This window comes from Exiguobacterium sp. s83 (genome assembly GCF_018617095.1).
GTDB classification, from domain to species: Bacteria; Bacillota; Bacilli; order Exiguobacteriales; family Exiguobacteriaceae; genus Exiguobacterium; species Exiguobacterium profundum.
Genome location: NZ_JACSJP010000006.1, coordinates 25,652 through 38,339, shown reverse-complemented (window position 1 = coordinate 38,339; position 12,688 = coordinate 25,652). Strand labels below are relative to the sequence as shown.

General features: G+C 48.1%; 11 protein-coding genes and 1 other annotated feature. All 11 genes read left to right on the top strand.

Annotation, left to right across the window (positions count from 1 at the left end; translation table 11 throughout):
- The first annotated feature begins 23 nt into the window (after positions 1-23).
- Positions 24-194, top strand: a complete 171-nt coding sequence (gene secE, locus KNO73_RS14125; protein WP_012727692.1) for a preprotein translocase subunit SecE — start codon at positions 24-26, stop codon at positions 192-194.
- Positions 195-210: 16 nt separating this feature from the next.
- Positions 211-762: a transcription termination/antitermination protein NusG gene (gene nusG / locus KNO73_RS14120; RefSeq protein WP_012727691.1), complete on the top strand. Its 552-nt coding sequence runs from the start codon at positions 211-213 to the stop codon at positions 760-762.
- A 147-nt stretch (positions 763-909) separates the two neighbouring features.
- Positions 910-1,335, top strand: coding sequence for a 50S ribosomal protein L11 (rplK, locus tag KNO73_RS14115; RefSeq protein WP_012727690.1), 426 nt, complete (start codon positions 910-912; stop codon positions 1,333-1,335).
- A 94-nt stretch (positions 1,336-1,429) separates the two neighbouring features.
- A complete protein-coding gene (rplA, locus tag KNO73_RS14110) occupies positions 1,430-2,116 on the top strand; it encodes a 50S ribosomal protein L1 (protein WP_012727689.1) in 687 nt (228 codons plus the stop codon).
- Positions 2,117-2,175: 59 nt separating this feature from the next.
- Positions 2,176-2,329: a sequence feature (ribosomal protein L10 leader region), on the top strand.
- 44 nt (positions 2,330-2,373) lie between these two features.
- On the top strand, positions 2,374-2,880 hold the full coding sequence (gene rplJ / locus KNO73_RS14105) for a 50S ribosomal protein L10 (protein ID WP_012727688.1): 507 nt from the start codon (positions 2,374-2,376) through the stop codon (positions 2,878-2,880).
- 61 nt (positions 2,881-2,941) lie between these two features.
- Positions 2,942-3,310: a 50S ribosomal protein L7/L12 gene (gene rplL / locus KNO73_RS14100; RefSeq protein WP_012727687.1), complete on the top strand. Its 369-nt coding sequence runs from the start codon at positions 2,942-2,944 to the stop codon at positions 3,308-3,310.
- 79 nt (positions 3,311-3,389) lie between these two features.
- Positions 3,390-3,986: a class I SAM-dependent methyltransferase gene (locus tag KNO73_RS14095; protein ID WP_012727686.1), complete on the top strand. Its 597-nt coding sequence runs from the start codon at positions 3,390-3,392 to the stop codon at positions 3,984-3,986.
- A 193-nt stretch (positions 3,987-4,179) separates the two neighbouring features.
- Complete coding sequence (gene rpoB, locus KNO73_RS14090; protein ID WP_074037866.1) at positions 4,180-7,728, top strand: DNA-directed RNA polymerase subunit beta; 3,549 nt, start codon at positions 4,180-4,182, stop codon at positions 7,726-7,728.
- Positions 7,729-7,750: 22 nt separating this feature from the next.
- The gene (gene rpoC, locus KNO73_RS14085; protein WP_012727684.1) at positions 7,751-11,350 is read left to right on the top strand and encodes a DNA-directed RNA polymerase subunit beta'; all 3,600 of its coding nucleotides are present in this window, start codon (positions 7,751-7,753) and stop codon (positions 11,348-11,350) included.
- Between the two features lie 290 nt (positions 11,351-11,640).
- Positions 11,641-12,063, top strand: coding sequence for a 30S ribosomal protein S12 (rpsL, locus tag KNO73_RS14080; RefSeq protein WP_012727683.1), 423 nt, complete (start codon positions 11,641-11,643; stop codon positions 12,061-12,063).
- 48 nt (positions 12,064-12,111) lie between these two features.
- Entirely contained in the window at positions 12,112-12,579 is a 468-nt protein-coding gene (gene rpsG / locus KNO73_RS14075; RefSeq protein WP_012727682.1) for a 30S ribosomal protein S7, read from the top strand.
- Positions 12,580-12,688 lie beyond the last annotated feature (109 nt).

Sequence of the window (12,688 nt, the reverse complement as noted above, 5' to 3'; positions counted from 1 at the left end):
ATTCAATGTAGGAGGAAGCTACCATGAACTTTTTGCGCGACGTATGGAAAGAGTTGAAGAAAACGAGTTGGCCGACTCGTAAAGAACTCACGAAATATACCATTACTGTCATCGCGACTGTTGTCGTGATTGGCCTGTTCGTGTTCGGCGTAGATACTGGGGTCAGTTATCTCGTCAATTTATTGATTAACTAAGGAAGAGGTGAAAGCCGTGGAGAAACAATGGTTTGTTGTCCAGACGTACTCAGGTTTTGAGAATAACGTCAAAGAAAACCTAGAACGTCGAATCGGTTCGATGAACATGGAAGATAAAATTTTCCGCGTCCTCGTCCCGACTGAAACGACGCAAGAAGAAGTCACATTGAAGAGTGGCGAGAAGAAAATCAAAGAACGTGAAGTCAAAAGTTTCCCGGGCTATGTGTTCGTAGAGATGGTCATGACTGACGATTCATGGTATGTTGTCCGCAACACGCCAAACGTCACCGGCTTCCTCGGTTCAACGGGTGGTGGGGCAAAACCAATCCCACTCCAACCGGACGAAGTGACAAACGTCTTGTCACAAATGGGACTCATCGAGAAGAAAGATCGTTACAACTATGAACTCGGTGACCTTGTCCGCGTGAAAGAAGGCGCATTTGAGAACTTTGAAGGAACAATCGACGAGATTGAAGCCGACAAAGAGAAGCTCAAAGTCGTGGTCGACATGTTCGGTCGTGAAACAAAAATTGAGCTTGATTTCGAACAAGTTCAGAAAATTAACTAAACCCACTTGCTAATCCGTAAAACGGATGGTACAATCGAAAATGTTTGATGTTGTGCTTTATTTCGGTACAAACTCGACCTAATAGATTGAGTGGGAGGGCGCACAACGTCCAAGAAACCACATTTTAGACTTAAGGAGGTGTGTCTCGTGGCGAAAAAAGTTTCTAAACTCGTTAAACTTCAAATCCCAGCTGGTAAAGCAAACCCAGCTCCACCAGTAGGTCCAGCACTTGGTCAAGCAGGTGTTAACATCATGGGATTCTGTAAAGAGTTCAACGCTCGTACACAAGACCAAGCCGGATTGATTATTCCTGTAGTCATCACGGTATACGAAGATCGTTCGTTTACATTCATTACGAAAACTCCACCAGCTGCAGTTCTCTTGAAGAAAGCTGCTGGTATCGAGAGTGGTTCTGGTGAACCAAACCGTAAGAAAGTAGCAACGGTTAAGCGTGACAAAGTTCGCGAAATCGCTGAACTTAAAATGCCTGACCTTAACGCATCATCTGTAGAAACAGCGATGCTTATGGTTGAAGGTACTGCACGTAGTATGGGTATTGTAATCGAAGACTAATTGCTAGTCTCTGGGGTTGTCGGTGAATACTGCTCACCTTCAATCCCTTCATTATGTGGGAGGAAATTCCGCTAACCACAAGGAGGAAAAGATCATGGGTAAAAAACACCAAGAAGCAGCTAAGCTTGTTGACCGCACGAAGTCATACGACCTCGCTGAAGCTGTCGAGCTCGTTCAAAAAACAGCTACTGCTAAATTCGATGAAACAATCGAAGTTGCTGTCCGTCTCGGCGTAGATCCGAAGAAAGCAGACCAACAAATCCGTGGTGCCGTTGTACTTCCACACGGTACTGGTAAAACACAAAAAGTTCTCGTCTTCGCAAAAGGTGAGAAAGTGAAAGAAGCGGAAGCTGCTGGAGCAGACTACGTTGGCGACGCTGAGTACATCAACAAAATCCAACAAGGATGGTTCGACTTCGATGTAATCGTTGCGACACCTGACATGATGGGTGAAGTTGGTAAACTTGGTCGTGTTCTCGGACCTAAAGGCCTCATGCCTAACCCGAAAACAGGAACAGTTACTTTCGACGTAGAAAAAGCAATCGCGGATATCAAAGCTGGTAAAGTTGAATACCGTGTTGATAAAGCTGGTAACATCCACGTTCCAGTTGGTAAGAAATCATTTGAAGCATCTAAACTCTCTGAGAACATCGAGACAATTCTCGAAACACTCATGAAAGTGAAGCCTGCTACTGCAAAAGGAACTTACCTTAAAAACATCTCGCTTTCATCTACAATGGGTCCTGGGATCCGTGTAGCGACTGCAGATTTCCTTAAGTAATCTTGTTGAAATAAATTGTTGACAACGTGTGACACCGCTGATAAAGTAATACACGTTCAACCGAATATGTTGGATTACCGTAGACAGAAGGTGGACATCGGTCCGTAAACCCTTCCGAGGTGTCTTTGCTCGAACTTGAGCCTGTTGTCACAGGTTTACTTTCAAACAATTACGCCCTCGTATGTCTTCATACGAGGGATTTCTTTTGGAGAGCAGCCTCTCGTCCGGTATAAGAATTGACTAGGAGGTGCAAACACATGGCAAACGAAAAAATCGTAGCTCAGAAATCGGCACTCGTCGATGAAATCGCTGAGAAAATGCAAGCGAGCGTTGGAACAGTTGTTGTTGACTACCGTGGACTTACAGTTGAAGAAGTGACTACACTCCGTAAATCACTCCGTGACGCTGGAATCGAGTTCAAAGTTTACAAGAACGGTCTTCTTCGCCGCGCGGCTACTCAGTCGAACTTCGAAGGTCTTGACGAAGTCTTCACTGGTCCTACAGCAATCGCCTTCTCTAAAGAAGACGTTATTGCTCCAGCGAAGATCTTGAACGACTTCTCGAAAGAGCACAAAGCGCTCGAACTCAAAGGCGGAATCATCGAAGGTAAAGTTTCTTCACTCGAAGAAATCAAAGCCCTTGCAGAACTTCCATCACGCGATGGTCTTCTCTCGATGCTTCTCAGCGTACTTCAAGCTCCAATCCGTGGGCTCGCAGTCGCAACAAATGCAATCGCAGAACAAAAAGAAGAGCAATCAGCTTAATTTTTGTCGCGTAGCGTAACTCAAAAAAACTTTTTCACAACATCAAAGGAGGAAAACCATAATGGCTTTCAACAAAGAGCAATTCATCGAAGACCTCAAATCAATGACGGTTCTCGAACTTAACGAACTCGTAAAAACAATCGAAGAAGAATTCGGCGTATCAGCAGCAGCTCCAGTAGCAGTTGCAGGTGCTGGCGCAGGCGCAGCAGCTGAAGAGAAAACTGAATTCGACGTAATCCTCACAAACGCTGGCGCTGGTAAAATCAACGTCATCAAAGCTGTTCGTGAAATCACAGGTCTCGGCCTTAAAGAAGCAAAAGCACTCGTTGACGGAACTCCAGCTCCAGTCAAAGAGGGCGTTTCTAAAGAAGACGCTGACGCAATCAAAGCTAAGCTTGAAGAAGCTGGCGCATCTGTTGAAGTTAAGTAATTCAACTTCACAACCTATAGAAGCTCGCCATGGCGAGCTTCTTTTATTTCCTTGAAGAATGGGTTAGGAGGTTCAACGCATGGGAGATCATTACTATACGAACGATCCACGTTCGGAAAGTGCCCCAGAGACATGGACGTATGAGTTGCGAGGGAAACAGTATCACTTCACTTCGGACCGCGGTGTGTTCTCGAAAGGGTCGGTCGATTTTGGGTCACGTCTTTTAATTGAAACGTTTGAGATGCCTGATGTGTCGGGACGTATTTTAGATGTAGGCTGCGGCTATGGTCCGATGGGGATCTCGCTTGCCGATGCCTCTGGGCGTGAGGCCTTGCTCATTGATGTGAATGAGCGTGCGCTGGCGCTCTCTGAGCAAAACGCCGCCCGTAATGGAGTGACGGTCGAAACACGGCTTTCTCACGCGTATGACGCGGTGGGGGGAGAACGGTTTGCCGCCATTGTCACCAATCCGCCGATTCGTGCGGGGAAACAAGTCGTCCATACGATCTTGCGTGAAGCACATACGCACCTCGTCGATGGAGGAGCAATCTATGTCGTCATTCAAAAGAAACAAGGAGCACCTTCTGCTAAAAAGTTATTAGAAGAGGTGTTTGGTCAAGTTGAAACGATCGCGAAAGAAAAAGGTTACTTTATTTTCCGGGCAATTCGGTCTTGACAAACGGTGAAGTCTTGTTGACTCGCTATAACGTATATGCTAACATTATAAAATGCCATTGGAATGGAATTCGCTTGAAACTGCCGTGTCTGCCGCTTTTTAGAGACGGAAAACGAGCGACATTCAATGACAATGTTCGATTATTACGCCCGAAAAATTCGCTAAAGAATTGGGGGTCTGAGAGGTGAATCAGTTGACTGGTCAACTTGTTCAGTACGGTCGTCACCGTCAGAGAAGAAGCTTTGCCCGTATCAGTGAGGTATTAGAGCTTCCGAATTTGATTGAAATTCAAACTGCTTCTTATGAGTGGTTCTTGCGTGAAGGATTGAAGGAAATGTTCACAGACATTTCACCGATTTCCGACTTCACAGGAAACCTCGTATTGGAGTTCATCGATTACTCGCTCAGTGAGCCGAAGTATTCAATCGATGAATCGAAGGAGCGCGACGTTACTTATTCTGCGCCACTTCGCGTAAAAGTGCGTCTCCAAAACAAAGAGACAGGTGAGCTCAAAGAACAAGAAGTGTTCATGGGGGATTTCCCGCTCATGACAGAATCGGGAACGTTTATCATCAATGGTGCAGAACGCGTCATCGTTTCCCAGCTTGTCCGTTCACCGAGCGTGTACTATAACGCTAAACTCGATAAAAACGGTAAACGTGGATTTGGCGCAACCGTCATCCCGAACCGTGGTGCTTGGCTCGAACTCGAGACAGATGCCAAAGATATCGTTTATGTTCGTATCGACCGTACCCGTAAAATTCCGGTAACGGTGTTGTTGCGTGCCCTCGGATTCGGTACGGACCAAGAAATTATCGACCTTCTCGGGGATGACGAATACCTTCGTAACACCCTTGAAAAAGATAATACGGAGTCTACAGAGAAAGCGTTGATCGAGATTTATGAGCGTCTCCGTCCTGGTGAACCACCAACGGTAGAAAATGCGAAATCTCTTCTCGTTTCACGTTTCTTCGACCCGAAACGTTACGACTTAGCGAACGTCGGTCGCTATAAGATGAACAAAAAACTTCATCTTAAGAACCGTTTGTTCGGTCAAAAATTAGCGGAAACGCTCGTGGACCCGGAAACAGGCGAGGTACTCGCCGAAGCTGGAACAATCCTCGACCGCCGCAACTTAGATCGTATCCTCCCGCACTTGGAGAACGGCCTTGGCTATATCGATGCGGAACCAACTGGTGGTGTCGCTGAAGGTGAGCCATTCGGTCTTCAGTCAATCAAAGTCATCTCACCGGATGACCCAGATGGAGAGCGTATCTTGAACATCATCGGAAATGGCAATATCGATCGCAGCGTAAAACATATTACGCCAGCCGATATTATCGCTTCAATCAACTACTTCTTCAACTTACTTCACGAAGTCGGAACAACAGATGACATCGACCACTTAGGAAACCGTCGTCTTCGTTCAGTCGGAGAACTTCTCCAAAACCAATTCCGGATCGGGCTTTCCCGTATGGAACGTGTCGTAAAAGAACGTATGTCGATTCAAGATCAAAATGCGATCACACCACAGGCGCTCATCAACATCCGCCCGGTTATCGCATCACTTAAAGAGTTCTTCGGTAGCTCGCAATTGTCACAGTTCATGGACCAAACGAACCCGCTCGCAGAGCTCACGCACAAGCGTCGTCTCTCTGCACTTGGACCGGGTGGTTTGACACGTGAGCGTGCTGGTTTCGAAGTTCGAGACGTTCACTATTCGCACTACGGTCGGATGTGTCCAATCGAAACACCAGAGGGGCCGAACATCGGACTCATCAACTCACTCTCGTCTTATGCGAAAGTGAACGAGTACGGTTTCATCGAAGCACCATACCGTCGTGTTGACCCAGAAACAGGTCTTGTCACTGGCGACATTCAATATATGACGGCTGACGAGGAAGACCTCTATGTCGTCGCACAGGCAAACATGCCGCTCACAGAAGATGGCCACTTTGCAGACGAACAAGTTCTTTGCCGTTTCCGCGGACAAAACTTGTCAGTCGAGCCAAGCCGAGTGGACTACATGGACGTTTCGCCGAAACAGGTTGTTTCTGCCGCAACGGCATGTATCCCGTTCCTCGAGAACGATGACTCGAACCGTGCCCTCATGGGAGCGAACATGCAACGTCAAGCAGTACCACTCCTTCAACCGGATTCACCGATTGTCGGTACCGGCATGGAATACGTATCTGCGAAAGACTCTGGGGCAGCTATTGTTGCGAAATACCCAGGTGTCGTCGAACGCGTCACAGCGCGTGAAATCTTGATCCGTCGCACGTCTGACGTGAACGGTTCTGAGGTTTCAGGTGACCTTGACCGTTACAAACTTCAAAAATATGTCCGTTCGAACCAAGGGACATGCTATAACCAAAAACCAATCATCGCAGCTGGTGACCGTGTCGAAAAAGGAGAAATCCTTGCAGACGGTCCATCGATGGATATGGGTGAGCTCGCGCTCGGCCGTAACGTCGTCGTTGCCTTCATGACATGGGATGGTTACAACTATGAGGATGCGATCATCATGAGTGAGCGTCTCGTGAAAGATGACGTGTACACGTCGATTCATATCGAAGAGTACGAGTCAGAGTCACGCGACACGAAACTCGGACCAGAGGAAATCACACGTGATATTCCAAACGTCGGAGATGACGCACTTCGTAACTTGGACGATCGTGGAATTATCCGCATCGGAGCTGAAGTCAAGGATGGCGATATCCTCGTCGGTAAAGTAACACCTAAGGGCGTTACAGAATTGACGGCGGAAGAGCGTCTCTTGCACGCAATCTTCGGTGAGAAGGCACGTGAAGTACGTGATACGTCACTTCGTGTACCAAACGGTGGAGACGGAATCATCTTGGATGTCAAAGTGTTCGACCGTGAAAACGGTGACGAATTGTCTCCAGGCGTCAACCAAATGGTACGTGTCTATATCGTTCAAAAACGTAAGATTCACGAAGGGGATAAGATGGCGGGACGTCACGGTAACAAAGGTGTTATCTCGCGAATCCTCCCTGAAGAAGATATGCCATACATGCCAGACGGTACACCGGTTGACATCATGCTCAACCCGCTTGGGGTACCATCTCGTATGAACATCGGTCAGGTACTTGAACTCCACCTTGGTATGGCAGCGAAGAAGCTCGGTATCAAAGTGGCAACACCTGTATTCGATGGAGCGCGTGAGGAAGACGTATGGGCAACGATTGAAGAGGCTGGTATGGATAAAGATGCGAAAACGCGTCTCTATGACGGTCGTACGGGTGAACCGTTCGATAACCGCGTCTCGGTCGGTGTCATGTACATGATCAAACTCGCGCACATGGTTGATGACAAACTTCACGCTCGTTCGACAGGACCATACTCACTCGTTACGCAACAACCGCTCGGTGGTAAAGCACAGTTCGGTGGTCAGCGCTTCGGGGAGATGGAAGTTTGGGCTCTTGAAGCGTACGGTGCAGCCTACACGCTCCAAGAAATCTTGACAATCAAGTCGGATGACACGGTCGGTCGTGTGAAAGCATATGAGGCCATCGTGAAAGGCGAGAGCGTTCCGAAAGCGGGCGTTCCTGAGTCATTCCGCGTCTTGATCAAAGAGCTTCAAGCGCTCGGTATGGAAGTCAAGATGATGTCAGCGGATGATGAAGAAGTCGAAATGAAAGATGAAGATGACGACAACATCCCGAACGCAACATCGGCGTTAGAACAAGTCGTTCAACCGACTGTTACGGAAGAGGAATAAGGCGAAAAGGGAGGTCGGCCCCTTGGTAGATGTTAATCGATTTGAATATATGAAAATCGGCTTGGCTTCATCAGAGAAGATCCGTTCGTGGTCTTACGGTGAAGTCAAAAAGCCGGAAACGATCAACTATCGTACACTTAAACCAGAGAAGGACGGATTATTCTGTGAACGAATCTTCGGTCCTACGAAAGACTGGGAATGTTACTGTGGGAAATACAAACGTATCCGTTATAAAGGAGTCATTTGTGACCGCTGTGGCGTTGAAGTGACGAAAGCGAAAGTGCGTCGCGAGCGAATGGGCCATATCGAGCTCGCGGCACCAGTTTCGCACATCTGGTACTTCAAAGGGATTCCAAGCCGCATGGGGCTTGTTCTCGACATGTCACCACGTGCGCTTGAAGAAGTCATTTACTTCGCATCTTACGTGGTCACAGAGCCAGGTGATACTCCGCTTGAGAAGAAACAACTTCTCTCGGAAAAAGAATTCCGTCTCTATCGTGAAAAATACGGTAGCGACTTCAAAGCAGACATGGGTGCTGAAGCCATCCGTACACTTCTTCAAGACGTTAATCTTGAAAAAGAAGTAGGCGAGCTTCGTGAAGAGTTGAAAACAGTCCAAGGTCAACGTCGTACACGTGCGATCAAGCGCTTGGAAGTTCTCGATGCATTCTTCACTTCAGGAAACAATCCAGACTGGATGATCCTTGAAGTACTTCCTGTCATCCCACCAGAGCTTCGCCCGATGGTACAGCTTGATGGTGGACGCTTTGCGACATCTGACTTGAACGATTTGTATCGTCGAGTCATCAACCGGAACAACCGTCTCAAACGTTTGCTCGACCTCGGCGCGCCGAACATCATCGTGCAAAACGAGAAGCGTATGCTTCAAGAAGCGGTTGACGCCCTCATCGACAACGGTCGTCGTGGTCGTCCGGTAACAGGTCCTGGTAACCGTCCGCTTAAATCACTTTCACACATGTTGAAAGGGAAACAAGGTCGTTTCCGTCAAAACCTTCTCGGTAAACGGGTCGACTATTCAGGACGTTCGGTTATCGTCGTAGGTCCGAACTTGAAGATGTATCAGTGTGGTCTTCCAAAAGAGATGGCGCTTGAACTCTTCAAACCGTTCGTGATGAAAGAGCTTGTCGGTCGCGGCATCGCTTCAAACATCAAGAACGCCAAACGCAAAATCGAGAAGATGCAACCTGAAATCTGGGGCGTCCTTGAAGAAGTCATTCGTGAGCATCCGGTCCTTTTGAACCGTGCCCCGACACTTCACCGCCTTGGTATTCAAGCATTCGAACCGATTCTTGTTGAAGGTCGTGCGATTCGCCTTCACCCACTCGTATGTACGGCATACAACGCCGACTTCGATGGTGACCAAATGGCCGTCCACGTTCCGCTCTCTGCAGAAGCACAAGCGGAAGCACGTCTTCTCATGCTCGCTGCGCAGAACATCTTGAACCCGAAAGACGGAAAACCAGTTGTTACACCATCGCAGGATATGGTCCTCGGTAACTACTACATCTCACTCGAACGTGAAGATGCCGTCGGTCAAGGGAAAGTGTTCTCGAACGTCAACGAAGCGTTGATTGCTTACCAAAACGGTTATGTCCACTTGCACTCGCGTGTGGCACTTCCGGCGCGTACGCTCAACAACCCAACGTTCACAGACGAACAGAACGAGAAATTGCTCATTACGACAGTTGGTAAGATGATCTTCAACGAAATCTTGCCAAATACGTTCCCATACTTGAACGAGCCGACGATGGAAAACTTACAGGAAGCAACGCCTGACAAGTACTTCATCGACAAAGGGGCGAACGTTGCGGAAGAAATCGCATCACGTCCAATCATCGACCCGTTCAAAAAAGGTTTCCTTGGAAAAGTCATCGCGGAAGTGTTCCAGAAGTTTGAAACGACGGAAACAAGCCGCATGCTTGACCGGATGAAAGATCTTGGCTTCAAGCACTCGACAAAAGCGGGTGTGACGGTCGGGATTGCCGATATCATCGTACTTCCGGATAAACAGGAAATCCTTGACGAAGCACAAAAACAAGTCGACCAAATCATGAAGTCGTTCCGTCGTGGTCTCATCACTGAAGATGAGCGTTACGAGCGCGTTGTCCGTGCTTGGAACGAAGCGAAGGATGAAATTCAATCTCGATTGATGAAATCCCTCAACCGCCTGAACCCAATCTTCATGATGTCTGACTCAGGTGCCCGTGGTAACGCATCGAACTTTACGCAGCTTGCGGGTATGCGTGGTTTGATGGCCGCTCCATCTGGTCGCATCATCGAACTTCCAATCAAATCGTCATTCCGTGAAGGTCTGACGGTTCAAGAGTACTTCATCTCGACTCACGGGGCTCGTAAAGGTCTTGCCGATACAGCCTTGAAGACAGCCGATTCAGGTTACTTGACGCGTCGTCTCGTTGACGTAGCGCAAGATGTCATCATCCGTGAAGAGGATTGTGGAACAGACCGCGGAATCCGTGTTTCTGCACTCCGCGAAGGTACGGAAGAAATCGAAAGCTTGTACGACCGTCTCGTCGGACGTACATCGTTCGAAACGGTCACACACCCTGAAACGGGCGAAGTGTTGATCGATAAGAACGAATTGATCACAGAAGACATCGCGCGCATCATCGTTGATGCGGGTGTTGAAAAAGTTGAAATCCGTACAGCCTTCACATGTAACACGTCACACGGCGTATGTAAGAAGTGTTACGGACGCAACTTGGCAACTGGATCAAATGTTGAAGTCGGGGAAGCCGTCGGTATCATTGCCGCACAATCAATCGGTGAGCCAGGAACGCAGCTTACAATGCGTACCTTCCACACAGGTGGGGTTGCCGGAGACGATATCACACAAGGTCTTCCACGTATCCAAGAGGTATTCGAAGCCCGTAACCCGAAAGGTCAAGCGGTCATCTCGGAAATCTCTGGTACGGTCATCGACTTCACAGAATCGCGTGACAAGCGTGAACTCACGGTCGAAGGATTCAGTGAGACTCGCTCATACACGATTCCATTCGGAGCGCGTCTCCGCGTTCAAATCGGCGACACAGTAGAAGCCGGTGAAGTCTTCACGGAAGGTTCGATCGATCCGAAAGAATTGCTCGCCGTCCGTGGTGTATCTGGTGTTCAGAACTATCTTCTCCAAGAAGTTCAAAAAGTTTACCGGATGCAAGGGGTAGAAATCGGTGATAAGCACGTTGAGGTCATGGTTCGCCAAATGCTTCGTCGTGTCAAAGTTATCGAATCAGGTGACACACCGCTTCTCCCTGGATCACTCGTCGACATCAGCGTCTTCAAAGAAGCGTGTAAAGATGCGATTCGTGATGGAAAACACCCAGCGACTGCGAAACCAGTCCTTCTCGGGATCACAAAAGCCTCACTTGAGACAGATTCGTTCCTCTCAGCGGCTTCGTTCCAAGAAACGACTCGCGTCTTGACAGATGCAGCAATCAAAGGGAAACGTGACTATCTCCTCGGACTTAAAGAGAACGTCATCATCGGTAAACTCGTTCCAGCTGGTACTGGAATGGCTGTCTACCGTGATGTGGAACTCAAAGAAGATGAGGCGCCAGTTGCGCTCGAAGATACAACTGTCGAGTAAAATACGTCTTGACAGCGCAGGTTGGCGGTGCTACTATGATTTAGTGCCGCCAATCGGTTGTTGTCGATGACAACGATGTCCAGCAGTCGGCAAGCTACTTGGACGTCCATCCGAACTTTCTACGGGAAGGTTTGGCTGCTACAATTGCCACTTTCAAGGTATAACTCACGTTTTTGCGAGGTCATGGAATGCCTACGCCTCGTAAAAACGTTTCGTTATGACCTTAAATGAACCACCCGGGTCGGTGGGACTAGAAAATAGCAACATTCAGGAAGGGAGGATCTTCAAAGATGCCTACTATTAACCAGTTAGTCCGTAAAGGACGTAAATCGAAAGTCGTGAAATCTGACTCTCCAGCACTTAACAAAGGTTACAACAGTTTCATCAAGTCACAAACAAACGTGAGCTCACCACAAAAACGTGGTGTTTGTACACGTGTTGGTACAATGACTCCGAAGAAACCGAACTCGGCGCTTCGTAAGTATGCTCGTGTTCGTTTGACTAACCAAATCGAAGTGACTGCGTACATCCCAGGTATTGGCCACAACCTTCAAGAGCACAGCGTTGTTCTTATCCGTGGAGGACGTGTAAAAGACTTACCAGGGGTACGTTACCACATCGTTCGTGGTGCGCTTGACACTGCAGGTGTTGATGGACGTATGCAAGGCCGTTCTAAATACGGTACGAAACGTCCGAAAGCTGCGAAGAAGTAATTCTCGCCAACTAAACTACAATTGAAATTTTGAAAGGAGGGTACTCGGATGCGTAAAAACCGTGCAGAACGTCGTGACGTTATCGCAGATCCGATCTACAACTCGAAATTGGTAACTCGCCTCATTAACCGTGTCATGTTAGACGGTAAAAAAGGTACAGCTCAAACTATCATTTACAACGCATTTGGCATCATCGCTGAACGCTCAGGCAAAGAGCCTATGGAAGTGTTCGAAGAAGCAATGAACAACATCATGCCTGTACTTGAAGTTAAAGCACGCCGTGTAGGTGGGGCTAACTACCAAGTTCCTGTAGAAGTTCGTCCAGAGCGCCGTACAACACTTGGTCTTCGTTACCTCGTGAACTACGCTCGTCTCCGCAACGAAAAAACGATGGAGCAACGTATCGCGAACGAAATCATGGATGCAGCCAACAACACTGGTGCATCTGTTAAGAAACGCGAAGACATGCATAAGATGGCAGAAGCTAACAAAGCGTTTGCTCACTATCGTTGGTAATTTAATCGTAAAGTCCACTCCGCCAAGCATGGCTTAACGGAGTGGCTTTCGGGTATAATCATATCGTGTGCGCGCACACGAAAATCAAACATGCGGAAGGAGAATACCC

Bases quoted from the DNA above. Each gene is read 5' to 3' on its own strand.
- rpsG (WP_012727682.1), top strand. From the start codon at position 12,112: ATGCGTAAAAACCGTGCAGAACGTCGTGACGTTATCGCAGATCCGATC.
- KNO73_RS14095 (WP_012727686.1), top strand. From the start codon at position 3,390: ATGGGAGATCATTACTATACGAACGATCCACGTTCGGAAAGTGCCCCA.
- rpsL (WP_012727683.1), top strand. From the start codon at position 11,641: ATGCCTACTATTAACCAGTTAGTCCGTAAAGGACGTAAATCGAAAGTC.
- secE (WP_012727692.1), top strand. From the start codon at position 24: ATGAACTTTTTGCGCGACGTATGGAAAGAGTTGAAGAAAACGAGTTGG.
- rplL (WP_012727687.1), top strand. From the start codon at position 2,942: ATGGCTTTCAACAAAGAGCAATTCATCGAAGACCTCAAATCAATGACG.
- rplA (WP_012727689.1), top strand. From the start codon at position 1,430: ATGGGTAAAAAACACCAAGAAGCAGCTAAGCTTGTTGACCGCACGAAG.
- rplJ (WP_012727688.1), top strand. From the start codon at position 2,374: ATGGCAAACGAAAAAATCGTAGCTCAGAAATCGGCACTCGTCGATGAA.